Source organism: Streptomyces sp. NPDC016677, from assembly GCF_055562815.1.
Genome location: NZ_JBVHEO010000009.1, coordinates 221,158 through 235,074, shown reverse-complemented (window position 1 = coordinate 235,074; position 13,917 = coordinate 221,158). Strand labels below are relative to the sequence as shown.

Annotated in this window: 14 protein-coding genes; 11 read left to right on the top strand and 3 right to left on the bottom strand. The window is 72.7% G+C overall.

The genetic code is table 11. The annotated features are described in order from the left end of the window. Nucleotides 1-18: 18 nt before the first annotated feature. Nucleotides 19-765 carry an SseB family protein gene (locus ACZ3IG_RS24245; RefSeq protein ID WP_467434612.1) on the top strand — a complete coding sequence of 249 codons (747 nt, stop codon included), beginning with the start codon at nucleotides 19-21 and terminating at the stop codon, nucleotides 763-765. Here the strand turns inward: ACZ3IG_RS24245 and ACZ3IG_RS24240 are convergent. Then, complete coding sequence (locus tag ACZ3IG_RS24240) at nucleotides 756-1,121, bottom strand: DUF1844 domain-containing protein (RefSeq protein ID WP_215169722.1); 366 nt, start codon at nucleotides 1,119-1,121, stop codon at nucleotides 756-758. The two genes, ACZ3IG_RS24245 and ACZ3IG_RS24240, sit on opposite strands and share 10 nt — an antisense overlap. A 385-nt stretch (nucleotides 1,122-1,506) precedes the next feature. Between ACZ3IG_RS24240 and infC the strand changes: the two genes are divergently transcribed. The 10 genes from infC to ACZ3IG_RS24190 all read left to right on the top strand — a co-directional run bounded on the left by infC (nucleotide 1,507) and on the right by ACZ3IG_RS24190 (nucleotide 12,445). After that, entirely contained in the window at nucleotides 1,507-2,160 is a 654-nt protein-coding gene (gene infC, locus ACZ3IG_RS24235; RefSeq protein WP_215169806.1) for a translation initiation factor IF-3, read from the top strand. 110 nt (nucleotides 2,161-2,270) lie between these two features. Continuing rightward, nucleotides 2,271-2,465, top strand: a complete 195-nt coding sequence (gene rpmI / locus ACZ3IG_RS24230) for a 50S ribosomal protein L35 (RefSeq protein WP_003977225.1) — start codon at nucleotides 2,271-2,273, stop codon at nucleotides 2,463-2,465. 97 nt (nucleotides 2,466-2,562) lie between these two features. Next, nucleotides 2,563-2,946, top strand: a complete 384-nt coding sequence (gene rplT, locus ACZ3IG_RS24225) for a 50S ribosomal protein L20 (RefSeq protein ID WP_006141703.1) — start codon at nucleotides 2,563-2,565, stop codon at nucleotides 2,944-2,946. A 142-nt stretch (nucleotides 2,947-3,088) separates the two neighbouring features. Continuing rightward, nucleotides 3,089-3,934: a TrmH family RNA methyltransferase gene (locus tag ACZ3IG_RS24220; RefSeq protein ID WP_467434611.1), complete on the top strand. Its 846-nt coding sequence runs from the start codon at nucleotides 3,089-3,091 to the stop codon at nucleotides 3,932-3,934. A gap of 50 nt (nucleotides 3,935-3,984) precedes the next feature. Next, nucleotides 3,985-5,130 carry a sensor histidine kinase gene (locus ACZ3IG_RS24215; protein ID WP_467434609.1) on the top strand — a complete coding sequence of 382 codons (1,146 nt, stop codon included), beginning with the start codon at nucleotides 3,985-3,987 and terminating at the stop codon, nucleotides 5,128-5,130. 138 nt (nucleotides 5,131-5,268) lie between these two features. Continuing rightward, on the top strand, nucleotides 5,269-6,390 hold the full coding sequence (pheS, locus tag ACZ3IG_RS24210) for a phenylalanine--tRNA ligase subunit alpha (RefSeq protein ID WP_467434608.1): 1,122 nt from the start codon (nucleotides 5,269-5,271) through the stop codon (nucleotides 6,388-6,390). After that, nucleotides 6,390-8,903 carry a phenylalanine--tRNA ligase subunit beta gene (pheT, locus tag ACZ3IG_RS24205; RefSeq protein WP_467434607.1) on the top strand — a complete coding sequence of 838 codons (2,514 nt, stop codon included), beginning with the start codon at nucleotides 6,390-6,392 and terminating at the stop codon, nucleotides 8,901-8,903. The genes pheS and pheT overlap by 1 nt, the downstream gene beginning before the upstream one ends. Nucleotides 8,904-9,128: 225 nt before the next feature. After that, the gene (locus ACZ3IG_RS24200; RefSeq protein WP_467434606.1) at nucleotides 9,129-10,175 is read left to right on the top strand and encodes a PP2C family protein-serine/threonine phosphatase; all 1,047 of its coding nucleotides are present in this window, start codon (nucleotides 9,129-9,131) and stop codon (nucleotides 10,173-10,175) included. 251 nt (nucleotides 10,176-10,426) lie between these two features. Beyond that, nucleotides 10,427-11,767 carry a transcriptional regulator gene (locus ACZ3IG_RS24195; protein ID WP_467434604.1) on the top strand — a complete coding sequence of 447 codons (1,341 nt, stop codon included), beginning with the start codon at nucleotides 10,427-10,429 and terminating at the stop codon, nucleotides 11,765-11,767. Nucleotides 11,768-11,899: 132 nt separating this feature from the next. After that, a complete protein-coding gene (locus ACZ3IG_RS24190) occupies nucleotides 11,900-12,445 on the top strand; it encodes an NUDIX domain-containing protein (protein ID WP_467434603.1) in 546 nt (181 codons plus the stop codon). 27 nt (nucleotides 12,446-12,472) lie between these two features. Here the strand turns inward: ACZ3IG_RS24190 and ACZ3IG_RS24185 are convergent, their stop codons facing one another. Together ACZ3IG_RS24185 and ACZ3IG_RS24180 are read right to left on the bottom strand one after the other, a co-directional pair. Continuing rightward, nucleotides 12,473-12,730 (bottom strand): hypothetical protein, encoded by a 258-nt coding sequence (locus ACZ3IG_RS24185; RefSeq protein ID WP_403540969.1) that lies wholly within the window; start codon nucleotides 12,728-12,730, stop codon nucleotides 12,473-12,475. A gap of 192 nt (nucleotides 12,731-12,922) precedes the next feature. Continuing rightward, nucleotides 12,923-13,795, bottom strand: a complete 873-nt coding sequence (locus ACZ3IG_RS24180; protein WP_467434602.1) for a 3-hydroxybutyryl-CoA dehydrogenase — start codon at nucleotides 13,793-13,795, stop codon at nucleotides 12,923-12,925. Nucleotides 13,796-13,917 lie beyond the last annotated feature (122 nt).

Here is a 13,917-nt window from a genome sequence, read left to right as displayed (position 1 = left end):
CCGATAAGGTCGGGGACCGTGGCGAACAAGAACATTCCCGACCCCGGCTACTCCGACGACGACGGCTCCGCCGACCCCCGGCTGAGCGCGGCGCTCGCCGCCTGGGCCGAGGACCGCACCGCCCTCGCACCGGTCCTGGCGGCCCTCAAGGGCGCCCGGCTGCTGGTCCCCGTCGTCGCCGTCCTCGGAGAGGCCGAGGAGGACGAGAACGGGCTGCGCCGCGAGAAGAGCAGCGACATGGCCGTACCGACGCTGAAGGCCGGCGGCCGGACCGCGCTGCCCGCGTTCACCTCCACCGGCTCGCTGGCCCGCTGGGACCCGGTGGCCCGCCCCGTCGCCGTACCGCTGCACCAGGCGCTCCAGGCCGCCGCGCACGAGAAGGCGGACACCGTCGTGCTGGACCTGGCCGGACCGGTGCCGTTCGAGCTGACCGGCCCGGCGCTGCTGGCCCTCGCGGAGGGCCGCACCAGCACCGACCCGCTCACCGACCCGGCCGTCCTGGACGCCGTGCGCGGTGCCGTGGCCGCCGAGCCCGCCGTCCTCAGCGCCCACCTCGGGCCGGGACCGGCGGACGGCACCCTCGCCCTGGTCCTGGACCCCGCCGCCGCGCCCGCCGACGCCGCCCGGACCGTCGCCGAGCGGCTGGCCGCCGACGAGACACTGCGGGCCCGCCTGGTGCGCGGCCTCGACCTGGCACTGCTGCCGGCCGGGGCGACGCCGCCGGGCGAGCCCTTGTACGTCCGTACGGCGGCGGGTCAGCCGTAGACCGCTCCCGTGTACTTCTCGCCCGGGCCCTGGCCCGGGTCGTCGGGCACGAGCGACGCCTCGCGGAACGCGAGCTGGAGCGACTTCAGGCCGTCGCGCAGCGGCGCGGCGTGGAAGGAGCTGATCTCCGTCGCGCTCGCGTCCAGCAGCCCGGCCAGCGCGTGCACCAGCTTGCGGGCCTCGTCCAGGTCCTTGTGCGCGTCGCCGTCCTCCGTCAGCCCGAGCTTCACGGCCGCGGCGCTCATCAGGTTGACGGCGACCGTGACGATCACCTCGACCGCCGGGACCTCGGCGATGTCGCGGGTCATGGCGTCGAAGTCGGGATTCACGGAAGAACCGGCAGGCGTGTCACTCATGCCGCACACGATAGGCGCAGGACGGCAGGGGCCCCCACCCGGTCTCGGTTGGCACGTTCCGAGAGGGAGCTGCTAACCTTGTGTAACGACCGGTCGGACACGTATGCCTCACGGCGACGCGACCGACCTCAAGTGGAGGCCGTTCGAACTCCCACCTGACCGTCCCCCGGGACGGCGGGTCACCGGTCAGGCGGTCCCGTCCACGACGGGTACCAGCCCGAAAGCGCGCCCCGCGATCATCGCGGCGGTGCTCCGGTAGCAGTTCGAGGAGCCCCGCCTGTGATCGTCCGGGGCATTTTTCATGCGTCGGCGCGGTTAGGTCTATCGAAACAGACGTAACGCGGCTGTCCGCCAGACGGTCGCGTGGTGCTACCGAGGAGGATCCATCAGCGCCGAGCCCCGCATCAACGACCGGATTCGCGTTCCCGAGGTGCGACTTGTCGGTCCCAGCGGCGAGCAGGTCGGGATTGTCCCGCTTGCCAAGGCCCTGGAGCTTGCGCAGGAGTACGACCTCGATCTCGTCGAGGTCGCGGCGAACGCCCGTCCGCCCGTGTGCAAGCTCATGGACTACGGGAAGTTCAAGTACGAGTCGGCCATGAAGGCCCGTGAGGCGCGCAAGAACCAGGCGCACACGGTCATCAAGGAGATGAAGCTCCGGCCGAAGATCGACCCGCACGACTATGACACCAAGAAGGGTCACGTCGTCCGGTTCCTCAAGCAGGGCGACAAGGTCAAGATCACGATCATGTTCCGCGGTCGCGAGCAGTCCCGGCCCGAGCTGGGCTACCGGCTGCTGCAGCGCCTCGCGGAGGACGTGGCCGACCTCGGGTTCGTGGAGTCGAACCCGAAGCAGGACGGCCGCAACATGATCATGGTCCTCGGTCCGCACAAGAAGAAGACCGAGGCGATGGCCGAGGCCCGCCAGGCGCAGGAAGCCCGCAAGGCCGAAGCGAAGGCCAACCCCGGCCGTTCGATGAACGCCGCGGACCCCGACGCCGCCAACGCCGAGGCCCAGGCCGAGGCATCCGCCGAGGCGTGACCTCCCGGGACGCGAGTCCCAGGACGTAACCGATACAAGAGCGACGCTCCACCGTGCCCGGTTTCCACGACCGGGCATCGGAGCGCCACCCACGAGGAGAGAACGGCGCTATGCCGAAGAACAAGTCGCACAGCGGTGCCAGCAAGCGCTTCAAGATCACCGGCTCCGGCAAGGTGCTCCGCGAGCGCGCCGGCAAGCGCCACCTGCTCGAGCACAAGTCGTCCCGCGTGACGCGTCGCCTCACCGGCAACGCCGAGATGGCCCCGGGCGACGCCGCGAAGATCAAGAAGCTTCTCGGCAAGTGACGTACGGGCGCCACTGAGCGCCGTACGGCAGGACCGGGACCCCATCGATACCGGGCCGTGTGCAGACCACCGCGGCCCCGCTACAAGGAGTTAAAAAGTGGCACGCGTCAAGCGGGCAGTCAACGCCCACAAGAAGCGCCGGGCGATCCTCGAGCAGGCCTCCGGCTACCGCGGTCAGCGTTCGCGCCTGTACCGCAAGGCCAAGGAGCAGGTCACCCACTCGCTGGTCTACAACTACAACGACCGCAAGAAGCGCAAGGGTGACTTCCGCCAGCTGTGGATCCAGCGCATCAACGCCGCCGCCCGCGCCAACGGCATCACGTACAACCGCTTCATCCAGGGTCTGAAGGCCGCCAACGTCGAGGTGGACCGCAAGATCCTCGCCGAGCTGGCCGTCAACGACGCGAACGCGTTCGCCGCGCTCGTCGAGGTCGCCCAGAAGGCGCTGCCGAGCGACGTCAACGCGCCGAAGGCCGCGTGACGCTGCGCTGGCTTTAGGCCGACGTGAGTGTATGGGCCCGCAGGCTTCGGTCTGCGGGTCCTGTTGTGTGTCGTCTGCGGGTTCGCTGTGGCTGGTCGCGCAGTTCCCCGCGCCCCTAGGGCACTCCCGTGAAGGAAGTCGAATGGTTGCCCCTCCTGAGCTGATCTCGCCCCGCTCGTCCCGCGTCTCGGCCGCCCGGCGGCTGGCCAAGCGGAACTTCCGGAGCAAGGAGCGGCTGTTCCTCGCCGAGGGGCCGCAGGCCGTGCGGGAGGCGGCGGGGTACGCGCAGACGCTCACGGAGCTGTTCGCGACCGTGGAGGCCGCCGAGCGGTACGCCGACATCGTCGGGGAGGCCCGCGCCGCCGGGGCCCGCGTCCACCTCGCCGACGAGCAGGTGATCGCCGACATCTCCACCACCGTCACCCCGCAGGGCCTGGTCGGGGTCTGCCGGTTCGTGGACACCCCCTTCGACGACGTACTCGCCGCCCGCCCCAAGCTGGTCGCCGTCCTCGCCCACGTCCGCGACCCCGGCAACGCCGGCACCGTGCTGCGGTGCGCGGACGCCGCCGGCGCCGAGGCCGTCGTCCTCACCGACGCCTCCGTCGACCTGTACAACCCCAAGGCCGTACGGGCCTCCGTCGGCTCCCTGTTCCACCTGCCGGTCGCCGTCGGCGTCCCCGTCGAGCGCGCCGTCGCCGGGCTGCGAGAGACCGGCGTGCGGGTGCTCGCCGCCGACGGGGCGGGCCAGGACGACCTCGACGCCGAGCTGGACGCCGGCACCATGGGCGGGCCCACCGCCTGGGTGTTCGGCAACGAGGCGTGGGGACTCCCGGAGGAGACCCGCGCCCTCACGGACGCCGTCGTGCGCGTCCCCATCCACGGAAAGGCCGAGAGCCTGAACCTCGCCACCGCCGCCGCCGTATGTCTCTACGCGTCGGCGCGTGCACAGCGCGCCGCCGGAGGGTGCCGCTCCGTCACCGAGAGCTAGTAGGGTGACCCACTCGGGACCCCGGCGCGGCGGAGAGGTGGGGTACGGGGATGGTCGGCACGAGCAGCGCACCGGGCGCACGTCGGGCCGTGCGCCCGCCCGCGCCCCGGCCCGGTGAACCCGCCGGCACCGGCCTCGACACCGGCCTCGACCCCGACGAACTGCCCGACGGCCTCGTCGTCGCCGACGAGCACGGACGGGTGATCCGCTTCAACGCCGCCGCCGAGCGCGTCACCGCCCGCCGCGCCGCCGAGGCACTCGGCGAGAGCCTGGAGAAGGCCCTCCCCCTGGAGGACCTCGAAGGCCGCCGCTGGTGGCAGCTGACCGACCCCTACGGCGGCCTCGCCATCCGCACCCGCCAGCCCGAACGCAACCTGCTGCTGCCCGGCGGCCGGGAGGTCCTGGTCTCCGCCCGGTACGTGCGCACCCGCCCCACCGGCCCCGTCCGCCGCGTCGTCGTCACCCTGCGCGACACCGAGGCCCGCCGCCGCACCGAGCGCAGCCACGCCGAGCTGATCGCCACCGTCGCCCACGAACTGCGCTCCCCGCTCACCTCGGTGAAGGGCTTCACGGCCACGCTGCTCGCCAAGTGGGACCGCTTCACCGACGACCAGAAACGGCTGATGCTGGAGACCGTCGACGCCGACGCCGACCGCGTCACCCGGCTCATCGCCGAACTGCTCGACATCTCCCGCATCGACTCCGGCCGCCTGGAGCTGCGCCGCCAGCCCGTCGACATCGGCGCCGCCGTCGGCCGCCACATCCAGGCGTACGTCGCCGCCGGCCAGAGCGCCGACAGGTTCCTGCTCCGGCTCGCGCAGCCGCTGCCCGACCTGTGGGCCGACCCCGACAAGGTCGACCAGGTGCTCAGCAACCTCATCGAAAATGCCGTGCGCCACGGCGACGGAACCGTCACCATCGACATCACGCCCGCGCCGTCCCCCCGCGAAGGGGAGGACACCGCTACGTCGGTCACGGTGAGCGACGAGGGCCCCGGCATCCCGGAGGAGTCCATGAACCGCGTCTTCACCCGCTTCTGGCGGGGCAGCAAGCGCGGCGGCACCGGCCTCGGGCTCTACATCGTCAAGGGCATCGTGGAGGCCCACGGCGGCACCATCACCGTCGGCCGGGGCCCGCGGGGCGGCGCCGAGTTCCGATTTACGCTGCCCGTGAGCGCTCCGGCCTATCTGGCCTGAGCCGCCCGCGGGCGCCATCGCGTTCCTCCACCCCGTTAGACTCGGCCTTTGGCACCTTTGCGTCCCCGTACCAGGGACGACACGTCCCCCGAGTCGGGACGGGGACCATCCGCCAGCCAATCGGAAGCACGGGAAGAGATGTCGGCACCGAATAAGTCGTACGACCCTGTCGAGGTCGAGGCGTTGAAACCGGAAGAGATCGAGCGCATGCGGGACGAGGCGCTCGCCGCCTTCGCAGCCGCGGACTCCCTCGACGCGCTCCAGGAGGCGAAGGTCGCCCACACCGGCGGCGCCTCGCCGCTGGCGCTGGCCAACCGCGAGATCGGCGCCCTGCCCCCGCACGCCAAGGCCGAGGCCGGCAAGCGCGTCGGCCAGGCCCGAGGTGCCGTCAACAAGGGCCTCGCCGCCCGCCAGGCGGAGCTGGAGGCCGAGCGCGACGCCCGGGTGCTGGTCGAGGAGGCGGTCGACGTCACGCTGCCGTACGACCGCGTACCGGCCGGCGCCCGCCACCCGCTCACCACGCTCTCCGAGCGCATCGAGGACATCTTCGTCGCCATGGGCTACGAGGTCGCCGAGGGCCCCGAGGCCGAGGCCGAGTGGTTCAACTTCGACGCCCTCAACATCGGCCCGGACCACCCGGCCCGCGGCGAGGCCGACACCTTCTTCGTGCAGGGCCCCCAGGGCGGCACCGAGTCCGGCGTCGTGCTGCGCACCCACACCTCGCCCGTGCAGGTCCGTTCCCTGCTCGGCCGCGGCACCCCGGTCTACGTGATCTGCCCCGGCCGCGTCTACCGCACCGACGAGCTGGACGCCACCCACACCCCGGTCTTCCACCAGGTCGAGCTGCTCGCCGTCGACGAGGGCCTGACCATGGCGGACCTCAAGGGCACCCTCGACCACATGGTGCAGTCGCTGTTCGGCGCGGAGATGAAGACCCGGCTGCGGCCCAACTTCTTCCCCTTCACCGAGCCGTCCGCCGAGATGGACATGGTCTGCTACGTCTGCAAGGGCGCCTCCGTCGGCAACCCCGACCGCCCCTGCCGCACCTGTTCCAGCGAGGGCTGGATCGAGCTGGGCGGCTGCGGCATGGTCAACCCCCGGGTGCTGGCCGCCTGCGGCGTGGACCCGGAGAAGTACAGCGGCTTCGCCTTCGGGTTCGGTATCGAGCGCCTGGCGATGTTCCGCCACAACGTCGAAGACATGCGAGACATGGTCGAGGGTGACGTCCGGTTCACCCGGCCGTTCGGGATGGAGATCTGATGCGGGTCCCGCTTTCCTGGCTGCGGGAGTACGTCGACCTGCCGGCCACCGAGACCGGCCGCGACGTGCAGGCCAAGCTGATTTCGGTCGGCCTGGAGGTCGAGACCGTCGAGCACCTCGGCGCCGACCTCAAGGGCCCGCTGGTGGTCGGCCAGGTGCTGACCATCGAGGAGCTGGAGGGCTTCAAGAAGCCGATCCGCTTCTGCACCGTCGACGTCGGACAGGCCAACGGCACCGGTGAGCCCCAGGAGATCGTCTGCGGCGCCCGGAACTTCACCGTCGGCGACAAGGTCGTCGTGGTCCTCCCCGGCGCCACCCTGCCCGGCGGCTTCTCGATCGCCGCCCGCAAGACCTACGGCAAGGTCTCGCACGGCATGATCTGCTCCGGCGACGAGCTGGGCATGGGCGACGACGGCAGCCACGGCATCATCGTGCTGCCGCCGGAGACCGAGGTCGGCCGGGACGCCATCGAGCTGCTGGAACTGGTCGACGAGGTCCTCGACATCGCCGTCACCGCCAACCGCGGCGACTGCCTGTCCATCCGCGGCGTCGCCCGCGAGGCCGCCATCGCCTACGGCCTGCCGCTGCGCGACCCGGCCCTGCTCGACGTACCCGGTCCGAACGCCTACGGCTACCCGGTGAAGATCGCCGACCCCACCGGCTGCGACCGCTTCACCGCCCGCACGGTGACCGGCCTCAGCCCCGAGGCGCGCTCCCCGCTCTGGCTCCAGCGCCGGCTCCAGAAGGTCGGCATGCGCCCGGTCTCGCTCGCCGTCGACGTCACCAACTACGTGATGATGGAGCTGGGCCAGCCCCTGCACGCCTACGACCGTTCCCTGGTCCAGGGCACCATCGGCGTGCGCCGGGCCACGGAGGGCGAGAGGATCGTCACCCTCGACGGCACCGAGCGCGTCCTGCACGCCGAGGACCTGGTCATCACCGACGACCGCGGCCCGATCGGGCTGGCCGGCGTCATGGGCGGCGCCAACACCGAGATCGCCGACCACGACGCCGACTCGAACGCGACGAGTGACGTGGTCATCGAGGCCGCCCACTTCGACGCGGTGGCCATCGCGCGCACCGCCCGCCGCCACAAGCTGTCCTCCGAGGCGTCCCGCCGCTTCGAGCGCGGCGTCGACCCGCAGGCCGCCGCCGCTGCCGCGCAGCGCACCGTCGACCTGCTGGTGCTGCTCGCGGGAGGCACCGCCGAGGCCGGCGTCACCGAGATCAGCGCCCCGCACGCGCCCCGCACCATCACCCTCCCGGCCGACCACCCCGACAAGGTCGCGGGCGTCACCTACGGCCGCGAGACCGTCGTACGCCGCCTCCAGGAGGTCGGCTGCGACGTCTACGGGCAGGACGAGCTGCTGGTCACCGTGCCGTCCTGGCGGCCCGACCTGACCGACCCCAACGACCTGGCCGAAGAGGTCATCCGGCTGGAGGGCTACGAGAACCTGCCCTCCACCCTGCCGAAGCCGCCCGCCGGGCGCGGCCTGACCCCCCGGCAGCGGCTGCACCGCCGCGTCGGCCGGGTGCTGGCCGGCGCCGGCTACGTCGAGGCGCTCAGCTACCCGTTCGTCAGCGAGAAGGTCTTCGACCAGCTCGGCCTGGCCGCCGACGACCCGGCGCGCCGGGTCGTGAAGCTGGTCAACCCGCTCAGCGACGAGGAGCCCGCGCTGCGGACCTCGCTGCTGCCGGGCCTGCTCGGCGCGCTGCGCCGCAACGTCGGCCGGGGCACGCACGACCTCGCGCTCTACGAGACCGGCCTGGTCTTCCAGCCGCGCCAGGAGCAGCCGGCCGCCGCCGCCCTGCCCGTCGACCGGCGGCCCTCCGACGAGGACCTCGCCGCGCTGGACGCCGCGCTGCCCGACCAGCCGCGGCACGTCGCCGTCGTGCTCGCCGGCGCCCGTGAGCAGGCCGGCTGGTGGGGCGCGGGCCGCCCGGCCGAGTGGGCCGACGCCGTCGAGGCCGCCCGGACCGTCGCCCGGGAGGCGGGCGCCGAACTGATCGTCCGCAAGGGGCAGTACGGGCCGTGGCACCCGGGCCGCTGCGCCGAACTGGCGGTGAGCCTGGACGGCACCGAGCGGGTCATCGGCCACGCGGGCGAGCTGCACCCGCGCGTGGTGAAGGCGCTCGGGCTGCCCGCGCGCACCTGCGCGATGGAGCTGGACCTCGACGTCCTGCGGCGGGCCGGGGACGACACACCGCGGGCACCGGGCATCTCCACGTTCCCGGTGGCCACGCAGGACGTCGCCCTCGTCGTCGACACGGTGGTCCCGGCGGCCGACGTCGAGGCGGCGCTGCGCGAGGGCGCGGGTGAACTGCTGGAGTCCATCCGGCTGTTCGACGTGTACGACAACGCGGAGCAGCTCGGCGAGGGACGGCGGTCGCTGGCGTACGCGCTGCGCTTCCGGGCGGCGGACCGGACGCTGACGGTCGACGAGGCGTCGGCGGCCAGGGACGCGGCGGTGGCTCTCGCCGGAGAGCGGACCGGGGCGGTGCTGCGCGGCTGATCGCGTGGCGGGACCGGACAGCCGGGCCGGGCACCCGCCCGGTCCGGCTTGTCGCGCGTTTCCCCGCGCTGTTCCCCGCCCCCTGACCGGGCAATTTCAGCCCCGTCACTCATATGGGTGATGAACCCGGATGATATGGCCCTTCTCGGCCATGTCGTCGACAGAATCGGACCGGTCCTTCGGGGCCGGTCCGCGCTGTCTGGGCCTGACTGGGGGACCCACGGCATGATCTGCATCCGGACCTTGACCGGTCCGTCCGCCCGCCCGCGCCGAAGCCCGTTACGCCGGGTGCTCGCGCTGGGGCTGCCCACCGCGTGGGGCGCCACCGCCATCACGTACAAGCTGGCCTGCCCGCTCGCCCAACAGGACGGGCTGGGCGCCCGGCTCGTCTCCAGCGCCGTCTTCTTCGCCGTCGGCACCGGGCTCGTCCTGCACGTCCGGCGGACCCTGCTGCGCGAGCTGCGGCAGGCCCGCCGGATCGCGGGCGTCGCCCAGAGCGCGCTGCTGCGCCCGCTGCCCCCGAGGGTCGGCGGGCTGAACGTGGCCGCCGCCCAGCTCTCCGCCGAACGCGGCGCCGCGATCGGCGGCGACCTGTACGAGGTCGTCGGCACCGAGCACGGTGTGCGGGTGGTGATGGGCGACGCCCGGGGGCACGGCCTCGCCGCGGTCGGGACGGCCGCCGCCGTCCTCGGCAGCTTCCGCGAGGCGGTGCACGACGGGGACGACCTCGGCGACGTCCTGCGCCGCCTGGACCGCGCCCTCGCCCGGCATGTGCGCGAGCGGCCCCGGGACGGCACGGCGGGCGAGGAGTTCGTCACCGTCCTGCTGCTGGAGATCGGGCCCGACGGCGAGGTGCGGACGCTGAACTGCGGGCATCCCTGGCCCTGCCTGATCACCGCCACCGGCATCGAGCCGCTCTCCCGGACCGCCCCGCTGCCGCCGCTCGGCCTCTTCCCGCTCCCCGACGAGCTGCCGGCCGAGCGGCACGGGCGGCTGCTGCCGGGCCAGGCGCTGCTGCTCCACACGGACGGCGCCGAGGACGCCCGGGACAACCGCGGCCGGTTCTTCCCCCTGCGGCAGACCCTGGCCGACGCGGTACGCGAACAGCCGCTGTGCCCCCGGGCCGTACTGCACCGGGTCCTCGCCGCGCTGCTGCGCCACACCCACGACAGCCCGCCCGACGACGTCGCCCTGCTGATGCTGCACCGCGACGGCACCCGCGCCCTCGACGACATGTCCCTGGCCGGTCATGGCGCCGACTCGCTCCCCTGAGCCGGCGCCCGCCGCCCGCCCCGCCACGGAATGTCGGGCAGACGGCCGGGCGGGCGGCGCGGCAACGGGCCACCGCACTGTACGAGGGGGAGCCGGCGGCCCGGCCGGCCTCTGTTGCGAGGTGTTCCAGTCAAGCGGGCGAGAACTCTCCGCGACAGCGCGCACACGGTGCGGATTCGCGTACTCGGTTCACACCCCGTGTGAAGACACACCCACTACTCTCTACGACACCGAGCCACCGGGGGCCCGACATGCAGCCCAACACTCTGCTCGACGCGATCCTGGACGAGGCGGGCATCTCGCACGCCGGTCTGGCCGCACACGTCAACCAGGCGGGACGAGGCCGCGGACTCGCCCTGCGGTACGAACACACCGCCGTGGCGCGGTGGCTGAAGGGACAGCGCCCGCGCGGCCAGGTGCCCGACCTGATCTGCGAGGTGCTCGCGGCCCGGCTGCGGCGTCCCGTCACCCTCGACGACATCGGCCTCGGCGTGCCCGGCGAGCCGGCCGCCCCGCACACCGGCTCGCTGTCCGGGTTCGTCGAGCGCGCCACCGCGCTGTGGCGCTCGGACCAGCAGCAGCGCCCGCACATCCTCGGCGCGCCCGCGCTCACCGGCACCCCCGCCGTGATGCCCGTGTGGGAGTGGGAGAACCCGCCCGAGGACGTGGACGTCTCCCGCGGCGGCCGGCACCCGGTCACCTCGGCCGACCTGGACATGCTGCGTTCGGCACGGGCCCACTACGAGCAGATGTACCGCAAGGCCGGCGGCGTGGCGACCCGCTCCCGGATCGTCGGCTTCCTCAACGCCGAGGCGGCCCCGCTGCTGCGCGGCAGCTACACCGACGCCACCGGCCGCCAGCTGCACCGCGCCACCGGTGGCCTGGTCGCGGTGGCCGGCATCTGCGCCTACGACTCCGACGCGCACGGCCTGGCCCAGCGCTACTTCCACCAGGCCCTCAGGCTCGCCAAGGCCAGCGGCGACCGGGGCCTGGGCGCGTACATCATCGCGCTCCTCGTCAATCAGGCGCTCTACCTGCGGGAGTACCGCCAGGCCGTCGCCTTCGCCGAGGCCGCGCTGCGCACCGCGGGGCGGCACATCACCCCGGCGCTCGCCTCCGACCTCTACGCGATGCAGGCCAAGGCGTACGCCCACCTCGGCGACGGCACCAGCGCCCTGTCCTGCATCCGGCGGGCCGAGCAGGCAGCCGACCGCATCCGGCGCGGGCACGAGCCCGACGAGACCGGCTATGTGCAGCCGGGGCTGGTCAACGTACAGGTGGCCGAGGCGCTCCTCAGCCTCGGCGAGGTCGCCGCCGCCGCCGAGCACGCCGCGGCGGCCGTCGACACCCCGGCGCACGACCGGGGCCGGGTGCACCGGCTGGCCATGCTCAGCACGATCGAGCTGCGGCAGGGCAACGCCGACAAGGCCGTGGCGACCGCCGTGCGGATGACCGAACAGGCCCGGGGGATGGAGTCCCAGCGGCTGCGGGACAGACTCCGCGCGGTGCGCGAGCACCTGGTGCGCAGCGGTGGCGCGGGCACCGCCGAGGCCGCCGAACTCATCGACGGAGCACTGCGCGTACCGCTGTGACCCCGGTGCCCCGTGTGCACCCCGGAACGGCACCGCATGCCCGCCGTCGCCCCGCGCACGGCGGACGTGCGCCTCCTGCGGCACGGAGTCGGCTGTCATATTGCCACCTACTCAACGAAAGGTGGCATAACCGTGCAGTGGACGAAACGGTATGAGCAGGTTGTGTACTCAAATCGCTGGTTCAGCGTCAACCTCGCGGACGTCGAGCTGCCGGACGGCCGGCATCTCGACCACTTCCTCATACGGATGCGCCCGGTGGCCGTGGCCACGGTGGTGAACGAGGCCAACGAGGTGCTGCTGCTGTGGCGGCACCGCTTCATCACCGACAGCTGGGGCTGGGAGCTGGCGGCCGGTGTCGTCGAGGACGGCGAGGACCTCGCGGCGGCGGCCGCCCGGGAACTGGAGGAGGAGACGGGGTGGCGGCCGGGCCCCCTGCGGCACCTGATGAGCGTGGAGCCGTCCAACGGCCTCACCGACGCCCGGCACCACATCTACTGGGCCGACGAGGGCGAGTACGTCGGGCACCCCGTGGACGACTTCGAGTCCGACCGCCGGGAGTGGGTGCCCCTCAAGCTGGTTCCCGACATGGTCGCGCGCGGGGAGGTCCCGGCCGCCAACATGGCGGCCGCGTTACTGCTGCTGCACCACCTCAGGCTCGGGCAGGACGTCATGCCCTGACCCGCTGCGGCGCCGGTCCGTGGACCCTCAGCGGCCGAACGCCTGCCAGACGGCCACGACGAGCGCGCCCACGGCCGTGATCGCCGCGATCGAGGGCAGTGGCCAGCGGGCGTGCTCCAGGGTGGTCAGACGGGTGCTCAGTTCGTCCACCGTCTTGGCGGTCTCCTCGGTGCGGTGGTTGAGCAGCGTCAGTCCGCCCTCGACGCGGGCGTAGGCGACGTCGAGCCGGCGCCGCAGGTCGGCCAGTTCTCCGTTCACGACGGGCTGCTCGGAATCGGCGGTCACGAAACCGCTCCTTTCCGTGATCGGACGAGCGCGCACGCATCCCTTGCGTGCGCGTGAAGAGTCAACCGTCCGGCGGAGCGCGCGGGGAGCGTGTGCGCGGGGCATATGCGAGCCCGGCGTACACACGGTGTGTGAAAGCGGTGGGCCCGGCACCCTTGCCGGGTGCCGGGCCCACCAGGAGCGAGTGCCCGCTCAGCCGTACGAGTAGAACCCCGAGCCGCTCTTGCGGCCCAGCCGCCCCGCGTCGACCATCCGCTGGAGCAGCGGGGGAGCGGCGTAGAGCGGCTCCTTGTACTCCTCGTACATCGACGAGGCCACCGAGGCGACGGTGTCCAGGCCGATCAGGTCGGACAGCTTCAGCGGGCCCATCGGGTGGGCGCAGCCCAGTTCCATGCCGTTGTCGATGTCCTCGCGGCTGGCGATGCCCGACTCGAACATCCGGATCGCGGAGAGCAGGTACGGGATCAGCAGCGCGTTGACCACGAAGCCGGAGCGGTCCTGGGCCCGGATCGAGTGCTTGCCGAGTACCTTCTCGGTGAACAGCTGGGCCCGGCTGAGCGTGCCCTCGGAGGTGGTCAGCGCCGGGATCAGCTCGACGAGCTGCTGCACCGGGGCCGGGTTGAAGAAGTGGATGCCGATCACGTGGTCGGGCCGCGAGGTGGCGACCGCGAGGCGGACCAGCGGGATCGAGGAGGTGTTGGAGGCGAGGATCGCGTCCGGGCGGGTGACGACCTGGTCGAGGACCTGGAAGATCTCCGTCTTGACCTGCTCGTTCTCGACGACGGCCTCGATCACCAGGTCACGGTCGGCGAACTCGCCGAGGTCGGTGGTGAAACCGAGCCGGGCCTGCGTGGCCTCCCGCTCCTCCTCGGTGATCTTCCCGCGCTCGGCGGCCTTGGCCAGCGAGTTGAACAGCCGGGTACGGCCTATCTCCAGGGCCTCTCCGGTGGTCTCGGCGACCATCACCTCCAGACCGGCGCGGGCGCACACCTCGGCGATGCCCGCACCCATCTGACCGCAGCCGACCACGCCGACGCGCGCGATATCTCCCGAGAAGACGGTCACATCGTCCCTTTCGCTGTCCTACGGCACCGGCAGCGCGCCGGGGGTCCCGGCGTCTGCTCCGATCGTGCACGTTACCCTCGCCGTGACGTCGATCGGTCCTCCGGGTCGGGCATGCTGTGCCC